This is a genomic window from Pseudomonas sp. GD04158 (assembly GCF_029834875.1).
GTDB lineage: Bacteria > Pseudomonadota > Gammaproteobacteria > Pseudomonadales > Pseudomonadaceae > Aquipseudomonas > Aquipseudomonas hydrolytica.
Window position 1 is genome coordinate 51,010 of sequence record NZ_JAODYT010000022.1, and the last position, 14,479, is coordinate 65,488.

Sequence of the window (14,479 nt, forward strand, 5' to 3'; positions counted from 1 at the left end):
TATGTATAAAGGTTGTATGCCATACGTCTATTGAAGCGCGAAAAAGGCATTCGCGGCAGCTTTTCCCGTGACAATAATTTTTTTGGGGTCAGGGGTTTACAAGGTAAATGCCCGCCCGTATAGTTCGCGCCCACAGCGTCGAGCAGACGTTGTAACACGAAGCCGATGATGATTCATCGTTTTCAGTGCCCAGGTGGCGGAATTGGTAGACGCGCTGGTTTCAGGTATCAGTGGTGGCAACACCGTGGAAGTTCGAGTCTTCTCCTGGGCACCAAATTTCGTGAAGTGGCTTGATAACCCGCTTTGCAAATAACGGATGCAACGCTCCGTGTCGGCAACGACGAACATTGCAGTGTGCCCAGGTGGCGGAATTGGTAGACGCGCTGGTTTCAGGTATCAGTGGTGGCAACACCGTGGAAGTTCGAGTCTTCTCCTGGGCACCAAATTTCAAAAAACCGAGTCAGATGACTCGGTTTTTTATTGCCTGCAAAACGCCGGTGCGCCGTGCGCACCATGAGCTCAGCAGCAGGCCAGCGAGGTGCGCACGGCGCACCCTACACCCGGAACTGCCCCAGACTGGCCTTGAGTTGCGCCGCCAGCTCGTCCAGGGCCCGCGCATTGCCGGCAATCGCCGCCACCGCTTCGGCGGCATGCTGCGCTTCGGCATGGATGATCTCCACACGCCCGCGCACCGCTCCCGCGCCCTCGGCCTGATGCGCCGCGGCCTGAGTCGCGGCGTTGATTGCGCCATGCACCTCGTCCACCGATAGCTGCACCGACTGCTGCAGGCGCGCACTGTCGCGCAGCACCTCCAGCCCCTCACTGCCCTGCGCACCGGCCTGGGCGATGGCCGCCACGGCCTCCTGCGCGCCACGCTGCAATGCCGCAATATGGGTCTGGATATCCCCGGTCGATTGCTGGGTCTTGCTCGCCAAGGCTCGAACCTCATCAGCCACCACGGCGAAACCACGACCGCTCTCGCCGGCGCGCGCCGCCTCGATGGCGGCATTGAGCGCGAGCAGGTTGGTCTGCTCGGCAATCGACTGGATCACCGTCAGCACCACTTCGATCTGCTCGCTCTGCTTGGCCAGCCGCTCGATCACCGCCGAGCCGTCCGCCACTCGCGCCACCAGCCCCTCGATCAGAGCCGACAGGCGCTGGGCGATGACCGCATTCTCGTGCGCCGCCTGGCGAATGGTATCGACACGCTGCAGCGCCTCCTGCATGGCCTGGCTTTCCGCCTGCGCCTCGTCGGCCATCTGCTCCAGCGCCTGCAGACTGCCGGCCACCTCGTCACGCTGGCGCCCAGCAGCCGCCTCGGCCGCCACACCGCGCTGGGTCAGGCTGCGAATCTGCTCACTGGTGCGCAGCGCCACCTCACCGGACTCACGCACGATCGGCTGCAGCTTGGCGATGAAGCGATTGACCGCATCGGCCATCTCGCCCACTTCGTCCTGGCTGTCGATACTCACGCGCCGGGTCAGATCACCCTCACCCGCCGCCAGGTCGTTGAGCGCCGCACTGAGCAGGCGCAGGCGACTGAGCACGCGCCAACCCAGCACCAGGGCCACCGCTACCAGCGCCAACGCACCGACCAGCAGCAACCCCAGGGCGATGTTCCAGCGCAGCGAATCGGCCGCCACGCGCACCGACTCACCGCCATTGCGTGCCATTTCCTGGGTGTAGCGCTCGGCCGACTGCAGGCGCTCACGCAGCGCCCGCGTCGCCTCCTCGGAAGCGCCGGCCAGACTGCTGTCCACCAACTCGCCCGCGCCATTGACCAAGGCCCCGAAGCGCCCGTCCAGCGCCGCCAGCTCGCGCTCGACCACATCCAGGGAAAGGCCCATCTGCACCTTGCCGATTTGCGCCCCCATGGGGTTGATGTCGGCCTCGACCAGATAGACCCGCGGACTGCGCGAGGCGGCATCGACCAGTTTGTCGAGTGGCGAATCCCCCTCCCCGGCCGCGATCAGCTCACGTACCTGCGCGCTGCTGCGATTGAAATTGCGCGTCAGACGCTTGCCCTCGGCGTCATAGATGATGGCGAAGAGCACCGCCGGATCCTGCTGGGCGATACGAGTCAGGGCGGTGAGCGCCGGGATATCGAGATCCCAGATGGACTTGGGCGCAACACCGGCGAGCAGTTGCGCCAGGGCCTGGCCGGATTGCTTGAGATTGCCTTCGAGCACCACGCGCAATTGCGCCTGCTCACTCTTCAGCTGGCTGGAAAGCCCCTCGCCCAGTCGCGAGCGCGTGCTGCTGGCCAGCGCGGACAATCCCTGACTCATCTCACGCTCGGCAGCGCCCAGCTCCTCACCCAGACGGCGACTTTCACCACCCAGGCGCTGCGCCAGATCCTCGACCATGCCATCGACCGAGGCGCGCATCAGCCATACGGCCAGGCCGACCTGCACCAACATGGCCAGACCAAGGGCAACGAACACCGGGCGCAGCAGACGGCTGCGCAGCATGGAAACGATGGCGAACACTGGGAACACTCCTCAACGACCGTAACAGCTATAACGGCGACTTCCGGGATTTATTGAGCACAAGCAAGGCGCATGCCCAACGCCGAGGCGAAAAACAGCGATCAGCCAAACGAGCAATCCGCAGCATGGATGCAAACGGCTCTCCTGGCTCCGCCAAGCGCAGGCCACAAAAAAGCCGCCCGAAGGCGGCTTTTCAGCACGGTGGCGATCAGGCAAACGGATGACGCAGCACGATGGTCTCGTTGCGGTCCGGGCCGGTGGAGATGATGTCGATCGGCGCACCGACCAGCTCTTCCACGCGCTTGATGTAGGCGCGAGCCGCCGCCGGCAGGTCTTCCAGGGTCTTGGCGCCCAGGGTGGACTCGCTCCAGCCCGGCATTTCCTCGTACACCGGCTGCAGACCGAGGTAGCTGTCGGCATCGGTCGGCGCATCGACCAGCACCTGGCCGTTGGCGTCCTTGTAACCGGTGCAAATGCGGATGGTTTCCAGGCCGTCGAGTACATCCAGCTTGGTCAGGCACAGGCCGGAGATGCTGTTGATCTCGATGGCGCGACGCAGGATCACGGCATCGAACCAGCCACAACGACGGGCACGACCGGTGGTGGCACCGAACTCGTGACCACGCTTGGCCAGGAAGGCGCCGACGTCATCGAACAGCTCGGTGGGGAACGGGCCGGAGCCGACGCGGGTGGTGTAGGCCTTGGTGATACCGAGGATGTAGTTCAGGTACAGCGGACCGAAACCCGAACCGGTGGCGATACCGCCGGCAGTGGTGTTGGAGCTGGTGACGTAGGGGTAGGTGCCATGGTCGATGTCCAGCAGCGAGCCCTGGGCGCCTTCGAACATGATGTCCTTGCCTTCACGACGCAGGTCATGCAGCACGGCAGTGACATCGGCCATCATCGGCTTGAGCAGCTCGGCGTACTCCATGCACTCGTCCAGAGTCTTCTGGAAGTCGATGGCCGGTTCCTTGTAGAAGTTGACCAGCTGGAAGTTGTGATAGTCCAGCAGCTCGCCGAGCTTGGCGGCAAAACGCTCGCGGTGGAACAGGTCACCGACGCGCAGGCCGCGACGCGCGACCTTGTCTTCGTAGGCCGGGCCGATACCACGGCCGGTGGTGCCGATCTTGGCATCGCCACGGGCCTTCTCGCGCGCCTGGTCCAGCGCCACGTGGTAGGACAGGATCAGCGGGCAGGCAGGGCTGATGCGCAGGCGCTGACGCACCGGCACGCCCTTCTCTTCCAGCTTGGTGATCTCGCGCAGCAGGGCGTCGGGCGCGACGACCACGCCGTTGCCGATCAGGCACTCGACACCCTCACGCAGGATGCCGGACGGAATCAGGTGCAGCACGGTCTTTTCACCGTCGATCACCAGGGTGTGGCCGGCGTTGTGGCCACCCTGATAACGCACTACGGCAGCGGCCTGCTCGGTGAGCAGGTCGACGATCTTGCCCTTGCCCTCATCACCCCACTGGGTGCCCAGGACGACGACATTCTTACCCATAAACTTGTCCTCTTCGCGCAAGCTTCGATGCCGGCCGCGGGCCGGCGAAAATGAATTCAGGACGCCAGGGGCGCCACCTGCCAACGTCCATCGCGCAGGGCCAGCAGACGGTCACAGCCTGCTTCGCGCGCATCCGCCTCGCTCTGTCCGGGCAGCGCCTGTACCACGCGCTCACCCTCACTGCGCAGGCGACGCACGGCCTGCCACAGATAGAGATCATGATTGTCCGGCGCCCACACGCCGCGGACCGCCTCGTCCAGGCGCATGTCGCCCAGCGTCACCAGGGTCTTCAGGTCGGTGGAGAAACCGGTTGCCGGGCGCGCCCGGCCGAATACCGCGCCGGTATCGTCGTAACGACCGCCCTGAGCGATGGCACCGCCCTCGCCCGGGACGAACGCGGCGAATACCACACCGGTGTGATAGTTGTAGCCGCGCAGCTCGCCCAGGTCGAAATACAGCGGCAGCTCGGGGTAACGCAGCTCCAGCGCATCGGCGATGGCCACCAGCTCATCGAGCGCGGCGTGCACCGCATCCGGCGCCTCGACCAGCGCGGCCTGAGCCAGATCCAGCACTTCACGACCGCCGCACAGCTCGGCCAGCGAGCGCAGCATGTTGCCCAGCCCGGCCGGCAACGCCGCAGTCAGCGCCTCGATCTCGTCCATGGCCTTGCGCTGCAGCGCATCGAACAGCTGCTGTTCGACCTCGCCGGACAGCCCGGCGGCCCGCGCCAGGCCACGGTAGATGCCGACATGACCGAGGTCCATGTGCACGTCCGGTACCGCGGCCAGCTCCAGGGTCTCGACCAGCAGGCTGATCACCTCGATGTCACTGGCCGGGCTGGCGTCGCCGTATAGCTCGGCGCCGAGCTGGATCGGGCTGCGCGAAGTGGTCAGTGCACGCGGCTGGGCATGCAGCACGCTGCCGGCGTAGCACAGGCGGTTCGGCCCTTCGCGGCGCAGGGTGTGGGCGTCGATGCGCGCCACCTGCGGCGTGATGTCGGCGCGAAAGCCCATCTGCCGACCGGACAGCGGATCGGTGACCTTGAACGTACGCAGGTCGAGATCCTGACCGGCACCGGTCAGCAGGGATTCCAGGTATTCGATATGCGGGGTGACGACGAACTCGTACCCCCAGCGTTGAAACAGGTCCAGCACCTGACGGCGGGCTGCCTCGATGCGCGCCGCCTCCGGCGGCAGTACTTCTTCGATGCCATCTGGCAGCAGCCAGCGGTCTACCGTTGCCATTTCGCCATTCCCCTCTTGATCCGGGCGGCACAAGCCTTCAGTGAAGCAGATATAGAAGGGCAGTACCCAGCAGCATGCTGGCCAGCCCCATCAGGCGCAGTCGGCGGTCGGGCAGGCGAGCTGCCAGCAAGACCGCTCCGCGCCAGTGGCGCGGATAGAGGAAGGGCAGGATGCCTTCCAGCACCAGTACCAGACACAGTGCGATGCCGAGTTCCTGCCACATGATTCCCACAGACGCAAAAAAGCCGGGATTTTCCCGGCTGCCGCATGATACCACGCTAAAAGGCTCAAGCCACAAGCTTCAAGCGACAAGTGAGCGCCAGGCTTGAACTTGTGGCTTGCAGCTCGCGGCTTGCAGCGGTTTTAAGGCTTGGATTTCTCCAGGTAGCGGAAGAAATCGCTGCCCGGGTCCAGCACCAGCACGTCGCGCTTGTCCGCGAAGCTTTCGCGGTAGGCCTGCAGGCTGCGGTAGAAGGAGTAGAACTCCTGATCCTGGCCGAAGGCACGGGCGTAAATGGCGGCAGCCTGGGCATCACCGTCACCGCGCAGCTCTTCGGCTTCACGGTAGGCTTCGGCCAGCAGTACGCGGCGCTGACGGTCGGCATCGGCGCGGATACCTTCGGCCAGCTCACGCCCCTTGGCGCGGTGCTCGCGCGCCTCACGCTCACGCTCGGTGCTCATGCGCTCGAACACGCTGCGGTTCACTTCACGCGGCAGGTCGATGGCCTTGACCCGCACGTCGACCACCTCGATACCCAGTTCACGCTCGGCGGCGCGATTGAGGGTCGCGGTCACGTCGGCCATCAGCGCATCACGCTCGCCGGACACCGACTCGTGCAGGGTGCGCTTACCGAACTGGTCACGCAGCGAGGCTTCCAGACGACGCGCCAGGCGCTCGTCGGCGACCTGCTTCATGCCGGAGGTGGACTGATAGAAACGCTCGGCATCCTTCACCCGCCACTTGGCGTAGGCGTCGACCATCAGCGCCTTCTTCTCCAGGGTCAGGAAGCGCGAGGAGGTCGAATCCAGCGTCAGCAGGCGACCATCGAAGATGCGCACCTGGTTGACGTAAGGAATCTTCACATGCAGACCAGGCGGCACATCGGGATTGACCACACGACCGAACTGCAGCATGACCGCGCGCTCGGTCTGCGCCACGATGTAGAAACTGTTCCACGCCACCAGGGCCAGAACCACGGCCACGATCAGGCCGATCAGGGACTTGTTGCTCATCAACGGCTCTCCCGGGTACGCAGGTTACGCTGGGACATATCGCTGCTCAGCGGTACGGCAGGATCGCGGCTCATGCTGCCACTGCTGCTCGAAGCACTGCCGGCGGAAGAGCCGCCGCGGCTGTCGATCATCTTGTCCAGCGGCAGATAGAGCAGGTTGTTCTGCCCCTTGTCGCCGGTCACCAGAACCTTGCTGGTGTTGCTCATCACTTCCTGCATGGTGTCGATGTACAGACGCTCGCGAGTGATCTCGGGCGCCTTGCGGTACTCGGCCACCAGCTTGGTGAAGCGGTCGGCCTCACCCTGGGCGCGGGCGATGACTTCGTCACGATAACCGTTGGCTTCCTCCAGCAGACGCTGGGCCTGACCGCGCGCTTCCGGAATCACGCCATTGGCGTAGGACTCGGCCTGGTTCTTCTCGCGCTGCTCGTCTTCACGGGCACGGATCACGTCATCGAAGGCTTCCTGCACTTCACGCGGCGCCGCAGCGCTCTGGATGTTCACCTGGGTGATGGTGATACCGGTGCGGTAGTTGTCGAGGAAACGCTGCAGGCGCTCGCGCACCTCGCTGGCCATCAGCTCACGACCCTCGGTCAGCACCTGGTCCATCTCGGTGGAGCCCACCACGTGGCGCACGGCGCTGTCGGTGGCGTGCTGCAGGCTGACTTCCGGCTGGTCGACGTTGAGCACGAAGTCCTGCAGGTTGCTGACGCGGTACTGCACGGTCAGCGGCACTTCGATGATGTTCTCGTCCTCGGTCAGCATCGCGCCCTGCTTGCTGTATGCGCGCTCGCGAGTGACGTTTTCCTGGAACTTGCGATCGATCGGCGGGAAATAGATGTTCAGGCCCGGACCGACGGTTTCGTGGTACTTGCCGAAGCGCAGCACCACGGCCTGCTCCTGCTCGTCCACCACATAGATGGCGCTGTACAGCCAGACCACGGCCAGCAGGCCGAGACCGACGAACAGCAGGCCGAAGCCACCACCGCCGCCACTGCGACCGGAGTCGTCGTCACCACGTTTCTTGCCACCACCGAACAAGCCATTGAGGCTTTCTTGCAGCTTGCGGAACGCTTCGTCGAGATCCGGCGGCCCCTGCCGGCCACCGCCTTTGCGGCCGCCCCAAGGGTCTTGATTGTTCGAGTTGCCACCCGGCTCATTCCAAGCCATAGCGTTCTCCGTACTGATAAAGCGAAGGCGCGCCCACGGCGCGCCGGCCAATGCTACCGAAAGCCCCTTGGTAACGGCAAAGCCGCCGCCCCAGGCTTTATTGCAAAGTATGTTGCTCGATGAAGGCCTGAGGCTCCAGACCTTCGCGACTCACCAGGCGATTGAGCTCGATCCGCGGCAGACGTACCGACAGCAAACTCTGCCCCTGCTCGTCGTGCCCCTCGCTCTGCACCGCCCCCAGCTCGAAGAACTGCGCACGCAGCCGTCCCAGACGCTGTGGCAGCTGCAGCACACCGACGAACAGATCTTCGCCCAACAGCTCCGCCACGGCCTGACGCAACAACTCCAGACCACGCCCCTCTCGGGCCGACAACCAGACTCGCTGCGGCTTGCCATCGGCATCGCGCTGAATCTGCGGCTCGACACCTTCCAACAAATCCAGCTTGTTGTACACCTCGAGCATCGGCAATTCATGCGCGCCGATTTCCTTGAGCACCGCCTGCACCTGCTCGATCTGCGCCATGCGCTCGGGCTCATGGGCGTCGATCACGTGCAGCAGCAGATCGGAATTGCTCGATTCTTCCAGCGTAGCGCGGAAGGCCTCGACCAGTTTGTGCGGCAGATGGCGAATGAAACCCACGGTATCGGCCAGCACGATCGGCCCCAGGTCATCCAGCTCGAGCCGGCGCAGGGTCGGGTCGAGCGTGGCGAACAGCTGGTCGGCCGCATAGACCTCGGAAGCGGTCAGGGCATTGAACAGCGTGGACTTGCCGGCGTTGGTGTAACCCACCAGCGACACCGAAGGGATGTCGGCACGCTTGCGCCCGCGCCTAGCCTGCTCACGCTGGCTGCGCACCTTCTCGAGCTTCTGCTTGATCTGGCGAATGCGCACGCGCAGCAGGCGACGGTCGGTCTCCAGCTGGGTTTCACCCGGCCCGCGCAGACCGATACCGCCCTTCTGCCGCTCGAGGTGGGTCCAGCCCCGCACCAGGCGCGTGCTCATGTGATCGAGCTGCGCCAGTTCGACCTGCAGCTTGCCTTCATGGGTACGCGCGCGCTGGGCGAAGATGTCGAGGATCAACCCGGTACGATCGAGCACGCGGCATTCGAACGCACGCTCGAGGTTGCGCTCCTGGCTCGGTGTCAGGGTGTGATTGAAGATGACCAGTTCGGCCTCGATGGCCCTGACCTGGTCGCGCAGCTCCTCGACCTTGCCGCTACCGATGAGGTACTTGGCGGTCAGACGGCTGCTGGGCACGCTGAAGAAGGCGACCATGTCGGCGCCCGCCGACATGGCCAGCTCCTGGAACTCCTGGGGGTCTTCGCTCGCCTCGGAGTCTTGGCCTTCCAGATGAACCAGGATGGCCCGCTCACCGCCCTCATGACGCTCGAAGAACAATGCAGCCCCCTATCAGGCGTTACCCGGCTCGGCATCGGCCTGCTCGGAGTCGCCAGCGCTCGGCAGGCGCACCGGACGGCTGGGCACGACGGTGGAAATGGCGTGTTTGTAGACCATCTGGCTGACAGTGTTCTTCAGCAGGATGACGAACTGGTCGAAGGACTCGATCTGGCCCTGCAGCTTGATGCCGTTGACCAGATAGATGGAAACAGGGACGCGTTCCTTACGCAGGGTATTCAGGTAAGGGTCTTGTAGCGAATGCCCTTTTGACATGTGCCGCACTCCTTTCAAGGATCAATTTCAATAATTTTTAGTAAGTAAACAATGGCATCAGGCCGCCCCACCCCCAAGGATAGACGGCCAGCGGCAAGGTCTCATTTCAATATGGAGACGCTTTCCAGGTATTTCAAGGTGCGAGGCAGATTGTCGCAGGCCAGACTGTCCAGCCACTGCAGATCGCCCCATCCCCGCAACCAGGTGAACTGACGTTTGGCCAACTGCCGAGTGGCAATGATGCCGCGCTCGACCATTTCCTCCCGTGACAGCTTGCCGTCCAAGTACTCCCAGACCTGGCGATAGCCTACCGCCCGTATAGACGGCAATCCCGCGTGCAAGTCACTTCGACTGCGCAGGGCTTCGACCTCTTCGACGAAACCCTGTTCCAACATCGCCTGAAATCGTTGTGCGATGCGCTCATGCAGAATCTGGCGCTGCGCCGGCGCGATAGCAAGCTGAGCAACAGTATAGGGTAATTGCCCGCTGGCCGATGTGCCCCCTTCGGGATTTCCCGCGGCCTGACGCAGGCGGTGCTCGCTCATGCTCATTCCGCTGACGCGATAGACCTCCAGCGCGCGGGTCAGACGCTGCGGGTCATTGGGATGGATGCGCGCCGCGGACTGCGGATCGACCTCGGCCAGTTCCCGGTGCAGCGCCTCCCAGCCTTCGACGGCGGCGCGCGCCTCGAGCTCGGCGCGCACGACGGGGTCGGCACTGGGCATGTCCGCCAGGCCTTCCAGCAACGCCTTGTAATACAACATGGTGCCGCCCACCAGCAGCGGAATGCGCCCGCGCGCGGCGCTTTCGGCCATGGCGGCCAGGGCATCGGCGCGAAACTCCGCCGCCGAGTAACTCTCGGCCGGGTCGCGAATGTCGATCAGGGCGTGGGGAAACTCCGCCAGAACGGCCTTGTCCGGCTTGGCGGTGCCGATATCCATGCCGCGATAGACCAGTGCGGAATCCACGCTGATCAGGTCGCACGGCAGCACGCGGGCCAGCGCCAGGGCCAGATCGGTCTTGCCGGCAGCGGTCGGCCCCATCAGGAAGATGGCCGGAGGCAGCGCGGCAGCCATCAGCGACCTCGCAGGAACAGCTTGTCGAGATCGTCCATGCCCAGCTGGGTCCAGGTCGGACGACCGTGGTTGCACTGGCCGCTGCGCTCGGTCTGCTCCATGTCACGCAGCAGCGCATTCATCTCGGGGAGGGTCAGACGCCGGTTGGCGCGCACCGCGCCGTGGCAGGCCATGGTCGCCAGCAGCTCGTTGAGATGGGCCTGAATGCGGTCGCTGGTGCCGTATTCGAGCAGATCGGCCAGCACGTCGCGCACCAACTGGGTGGCCTCGGCCTGCTTGAGCAGGGCCGGAATCTGGCGAATCGCCACGGTTTCCTCACCCAGGCGCTGCAATTCGAAGCCCAGGCGCTGGAACCATTCCCCGTGCTCTTCGGCGCAGTCGGCCTCGCGCTGACTGAGGGCGATGGACTCGGGCACCAGCAGCGGCTGACCGCGCAGGCCTTCGCTGGCCATGGCCTGCTTCAGGCGTTCGTAGGTGATGCGCTCGTGCGCCGCGTGCATGTCCACCACCACCATGCCCTGGGCATTCTCGGCGAGGATATAGACGCCCTTGAGCTGCGCCACCGCATAACCGAGCGGCGGAATGTCGCCCTGCTCCTGTGGCAGCGGTGCGGGCTGCGCCCCTGGCAGCGGCGCGAAGTATTCGCGATAGGCCGCCTGCGCTTCGGCGACCGGAACCCCGGGACTGCCGGCCGGCTGCTGATAACCAGCCCCGGCGCCACGCCAGGCCGGCTGCGGGTTGGCCACGGGCGTTTCCAGCACGCTGGCGGCCAGGCCCATTTCCCCCTGCGGGCCGAATTCGCCCGCCGCCAGCCCCGTGGCTCGCACCATGGGCATGACCGCCGCCGGCGCCGCGACCTGATCCTCCGGGCGCACATCGGCCAAGGCACGATGCAGGGTGCCGTAGAGGAAGTCATGGACCATGCGGCTGTCGCGGAAACGCACCTCGTGCTTGGTGGGGTGCACGTTGACGTCCACCGTGCTCGGGTCGATCTCCAGGAACAGCACGAAGGTCGGATGGCGGCCGTTGAACAGCACGTCGCGATAGGCCTGGCGCACCGCGTGGGCGACCAGTTTGTCGCGCACCATGCGGCCGTTGACGTAGAAGTACTGCAGATCGGCCTGGCTGCGCGAGAAGGTCGGCAGGCCCACCCAGCCCCACAAACGCAGGCCGCCGCGCTCGATCTCGATGGGCAGCGCCTGTTCGAGGAAGGCCGGGCCGCACACGGCGGCGACGCGGCGCGCGCGACTGATTTCGTCGCCGGCCTCGTGCAGGGCGAACACCGTCTTGCCGTTGTGGCGCAGGTGGAAGGCCACGTCGAAACGCGCCAGCGCCAGGCGCTTGATCACTTCCTGCAGGTGATCGAATTCGGTCTTCTCGGCGCGCAGGAACTTGCGCCGCGCCGGAGTATTGAAGAACAGGTCACGTACTTCCACCGAGGTGCCGACCGGATGCGCCGCAGGCTGCACCCGAGGCTGCATGTCGCGCCCTTCGGTTTCCACCTGCCAGGCCTGATCGGCATCGGCGGTGCGCGAGGTCAGGGTCAGGCGCGACACCGAGCTGATCGAGGCCAGCGCCTCGCCGCGAAAGCCCATGCTGAGCACCGCCTCGAGGTCTTCCAGCTCACGAATCTTGCTGGTGGCGTGGCGCGCCAGGGCCAGCGGCAGGTCGTCGGCGGCGATACCACCGCCGTCGTCACGCACCTTGAGCAGCTTGACGCCACCCTGCTCGACTTCCACGTCGATGCGCCGCGCACCGGAGTCCAGGCTGTTTTCCAGCAGTTCCTTGGCTACCGAAGCCGGACGCTCGACCACCTCGCCCGCGGCGATCTGGTTGGCCAGACGCGGGCTGAGCAGATGAATACGGGACATAACGCTCACTACTGGGCCGCCAGCGCGGTGGCGGGAATCTGCAATGTCTGGCCGACCTTGATCACGTCGCCATTGAGGTTGTTGGCGCTGCGCAGGACCGCCAGGCTGATCTGATAGCGCTGGGCGATCAGCGCCAGGCTCTCGCCACGCGCTACCACGTGCTCGCGCGGACCGGCGGCGATCTTGCCCTCGTCGCGCAGCCAGGCGACATAGGTGCCAGGCGGCGGATTTTCGTGGAAGAACTGCTTGACCCCGGAGGTGATCGAACGCGCCAGCGCCTGCTGATGACTCGCGGTATGCAGCTTCTTGGCCTCGTTGGGGTTGGAGATGAAGCCGGTTTCCACCAGGATCGACGGGATGTCCGGCGATTTCAGCACCATGAAGCCGGCCTGCTCGACGCGGCGCTTGTGCAGCGGCGTGATGCGTCCCATGTTGCTCAGCACCTTCTGCCCGACGTTCAGGCTCGAGGACAGCGAGGCGGTCATCGACAGGTCCAGCAACACGCCGGCGAGCATCTTGTCCTTGTCGTCCAGGCTGACGTTGCCGGCACCGCCGATCAGGTCGGACTGGTTCTCGGCGTCGGCCAGCCAGCGCGCGGTCTCGGAGGTGGCGCCGCGCTCGGACAGCGCATACACCGAGGCACCGAAGGCGGAAGCCCGCGGCGCGGCGTCGGCGTGAATGGACACGAACAGATCGGCGCCCTTCTTGCGGGCGATCTCGGTGCGTTTGCGCAGCGGAATGAAGTAGTCGCCGGTGCGCACCAGTTCGGCACGGAAGCCCTTCTCGGCGTTGATCTGCCGCTGCAGTTCGCGGGAAATGGCCAGGGTCACGTGCTTTTCGTATTGCCCCTTGACCGGAGACAGCGCCCCCGGATCCTCCCCCCCATGACCGGCGTCGATGGCGATGATGATGTCACGCTTGCCGTTGGGCACGGGGGTCAGCTTGGGCGGTGGCTGGGTCGGCGTCACCGGCACGGGCGGCGCGCTGGCGGCGACGCTGGGCGTCTGGGCCGCGGGCGGAGTACTGCCCTGATCGAACAGATCCACCACCAGGCGATGACCGTACTGCTGGTTGGGCGCCAGGGAGAAACTCTTGGGCGTGACCGGCGCCGACAGGTCGATGACCACGCGCAGATCGTCGGCACTGCGCTGCGCGCTGCGTACGCCGGTGATCGGCGTGTTGGCCAGCGACAACTGTTCGAGATTGGTCGCCAGCTTGGCGCCGCTGACGTCGATGACGATGCGATCGGGCGCCGCGAGCGTGAACACGCTGTGCTGCACCGGGCCGGACAGGTCGAAGACCAGGCGGGTGTTGTCGGGCGCGCGCCAGAGGCGCACGCCCCGCACGTCGGAGGCAGCCAGCACCTCGGCAGCCAGGGCCGCCCACAACACTCCCACAGCGGTAACCAGCGCGCCTATGCGCATACCCAACCCCATCGATTCTTATCTATGCCTTGCTGCTCAGGACCTCGCACCAGGCATCCCCGCGAGCCCCGTGCCCCTGCAGCAACAGCGAACGGCCGCCCGCTTGGGGGCTAATGGTAATGTCCAGGTCGGGCTTTGGCAAAACGCCCGCGCCGCGCTCCGGCCACTCGATCAGGCAGAGTGCATCCCCCTCGAAGTAGTCGCGGATGCCGAGAAACTCCAGTTCCTCCGGATCGACCAGGCGATAGAGGTCGAAATGAAAGGCGCGCAGCGCACCGATTTCGTAGGGTTCGACCAGGGTGAAGGTCGGGCTCTTCACCGCCCCGGCATGGCCCAGGCCGCGCAGCATGCCGCGCGAGAGGGTGGTCTTGCCCGCCCCCAGGTCGCCATGCAGATAGATCACTCCCACGCCACCGCTGGCATGCGCGATACGCGCGCCCAGGGCAAGCATCGCCGCCTCGTCGGCAGCCTCGAGTCTCAACTCAGACAAGGACAGAACTCCTCCAGTAACTGACGAATGGTGTCAGGCAGATCGCCAGCAGCCAGCCCACGCCCCTGCCTGCCGAGATTTTCGCCCGCATGCGCGTGCAGCCACACCGCCAGGCAAGCGGCATCGAAGGCCGTCATGCCCTGCGCCAGCAAGGCGCCGATCAGGCCCGCCAATACATCCCCCAATCCGGCACCGGCCATGGCCGGATGGCCGCGATCACAGAGCGCCAGGCTTCCGTCCGGAGCGGCGATCAGACTGCCCGCCCCCTTAAGCACCACCACCAGACCAAAGCGCTGGGCCAGCGCCC

At 65.2% G+C, this 14,479-nt stretch carries 13 protein-coding genes and 2 tRNA genes; 2 read left to right on the forward strand and 13 right to left on the reverse strand.

Features of this window, described 5'->3' with window-relative positions; genetic code table 11:
• Window positions 1-187: 187 nt before the first annotated feature.
• Together N7333_RS11020 and N7333_RS11025 are read left to right on the forward strand one after the other, a co-directional pair.
• Window positions 188-274, forward strand: a tRNA-Leu gene (locus N7333_RS11020).
• An 82-nt stretch (window positions 275-356) separates the two neighbouring features.
• A tRNA-Leu gene (locus N7333_RS11025) sits at window positions 357-443 on the forward strand.
• Between the two features lie 111 nt (window positions 444-554).
• Here N7333_RS11025 and N7333_RS11030 read toward each other — a convergent pair.
• From N7333_RS11030 to N7333_RS11090, 13 genes are all read right to left on the reverse strand, one after another.
• Complete coding sequence (locus N7333_RS11030) at window positions 555-2,489, reverse strand: methyl-accepting chemotaxis protein (protein WP_011920843.1); 1,935 nt, start codon at window positions 2,487-2,489, stop codon at window positions 555-557.
• A gap of 208 nt (window positions 2,490-2,697) precedes the next feature.
• Window positions 2,698-3,993, reverse strand: a complete 1,296-nt coding sequence (locus N7333_RS11035; RefSeq protein ID WP_011920842.1) for an adenylosuccinate synthase — start codon at window positions 3,991-3,993, stop codon at window positions 2,698-2,700.
• A 56-nt stretch (window positions 3,994-4,049) separates the two neighbouring features.
• Window positions 4,050-5,237, reverse strand: coding sequence for an ATP phosphoribosyltransferase regulatory subunit (locus N7333_RS11040; protein WP_003246505.1), 1,188 nt, complete (start codon window positions 5,235-5,237; stop codon window positions 4,050-4,052).
• 37 nt (window positions 5,238-5,274) lie between these two features.
• Window positions 5,275-5,460 carry a DUF2065 family protein gene (locus N7333_RS11045; RefSeq protein WP_011920841.1) on the reverse strand — a complete coding sequence of 62 codons (186 nt, stop codon included), beginning with the start codon at window positions 5,458-5,460 and terminating at the stop codon, window positions 5,275-5,277.
• A gap of 140 nt (window positions 5,461-5,600) precedes the next feature.
• Window positions 5,601-6,470, reverse strand: a complete 870-nt coding sequence (gene hflC, locus N7333_RS11050) for a protease modulator HflC (protein WP_003246507.1) — start codon at window positions 6,468-6,470, stop codon at window positions 5,601-5,603.
• Window positions 6,470-7,639 (reverse strand): FtsH protease activity modulator HflK, encoded by a 1,170-nt coding sequence (gene hflK, locus N7333_RS11055; protein ID WP_011920840.1) that lies wholly within the window; start codon window positions 7,637-7,639, stop codon window positions 6,470-6,472. The genes hflC and hflK overlap by 1 nt, the downstream gene beginning before the upstream one ends.
• Before the next feature lie 97 nt (window positions 7,640-7,736).
• Window positions 7,737-9,038 carry a ribosome rescue GTPase HflX gene (gene hflX / locus N7333_RS11060; protein ID WP_003246509.1) on the reverse strand — a complete coding sequence of 434 codons (1,302 nt, stop codon included), beginning with the start codon at window positions 9,036-9,038 and terminating at the stop codon, window positions 7,737-7,739.
• 12 nt (window positions 9,039-9,050) lie between these two features.
• Entirely contained in the window at window positions 9,051-9,311 is a 261-nt protein-coding gene (gene hfq / locus N7333_RS11065) for an RNA chaperone Hfq (RefSeq protein ID WP_003246510.1), read from the reverse strand.
• Window positions 9,312-9,412: 101 nt separating this feature from the next.
• Entirely contained in the window at window positions 9,413-10,387 is a 975-nt protein-coding gene (gene miaA, locus N7333_RS11070; RefSeq protein ID WP_011920839.1) for a tRNA (adenosine(37)-N6)-dimethylallyltransferase MiaA, read from the reverse strand.
• The gene (mutL, locus tag N7333_RS11075; RefSeq protein ID WP_177491043.1) at window positions 10,387-12,267 is read right to left on the reverse strand and encodes a DNA mismatch repair endonuclease MutL; all 1,881 of its coding nucleotides are present in this window, start codon (window positions 12,265-12,267) and stop codon (window positions 10,387-10,389) included. Before mutL ends, miaA begins: the two co-directional genes overlap by 1 nt.
• Complete coding sequence (locus N7333_RS11080) at window positions 12,267-13,694, reverse strand: N-acetylmuramoyl-L-alanine amidase (protein WP_198134335.1); 1,428 nt, start codon at window positions 13,692-13,694, stop codon at window positions 12,267-12,269. The genes mutL and N7333_RS11080 overlap by 1 nt, the downstream gene beginning before the upstream one ends.
• A 10-nt stretch (window positions 13,695-13,704) precedes the next feature.
• On the reverse strand, window positions 13,705-14,172 hold the full coding sequence (tsaE, locus tag N7333_RS11085) for a tRNA (adenosine(37)-N6)-threonylcarbamoyltransferase complex ATPase subunit type 1 TsaE (RefSeq protein ID WP_129481832.1): 468 nt from the start codon (window positions 14,170-14,172) through the stop codon (window positions 13,705-13,707).
• Window positions 14,160-14,479 (reverse strand): NAD(P)H-hydrate dehydratase (locus tag N7333_RS11090; RefSeq protein ID WP_279858830.1); only part of this gene is annotated, 320 nt, incomplete at its 5' end. The genes tsaE and N7333_RS11090, both read right to left, overlap by 13 nt.

Bases quoted from the DNA above. Each gene is read 5' to 3' on its own strand.
- hflK (WP_011920840.1), bottom strand. From the start codon at position 7,639: ATGGCTTGGAATGAGCCGGGTGGCAACTCGAACAATCAAGACCCTTGG.
- N7333_RS11040 (WP_003246505.1), bottom strand. From the start codon at position 5,237: ATGGCAACGGTAGACCGCTGGCTGCTGCCAGATGGCATCGAAGAAGTA.
- N7333_RS11045 (WP_011920841.1), bottom strand. From the start codon at position 5,460: ATGTGGCAGGAACTCGGCATCGCACTGTGTCTGGTACTGGTGCTGGAA.
- hflC (WP_003246507.1), bottom strand. From the start codon at position 6,470: ATGAGCAACAAGTCCCTGATCGGCCTGATCGTGGCCGTGGTTCTGGCC.
- N7333_RS11080 (WP_198134335.1), bottom strand. From the start codon at position 13,694: ATGGGGTTGGGTATGCGCATAGGCGCGCTGGTTACCGCTGTGGGAGTG.
- hfq (WP_003246510.1), bottom strand. From the start codon at position 9,311: ATGTCAAAAGGGCATTCGCTACAAGACCCTTACCTGAATACCCTGCGT.
- N7333_RS11035 (WP_011920842.1), bottom strand. From the start codon at position 3,993: ATGGGTAAGAATGTCGTCGTCCTGGGCACCCAGTGGGGTGATGAGGGC.
- miaA (WP_011920839.1), bottom strand. From the start codon at position 10,387: ATGGCTGCCGCGCTGCCTCCGGCCATCTTCCTGATGGGGCCGACCGCT.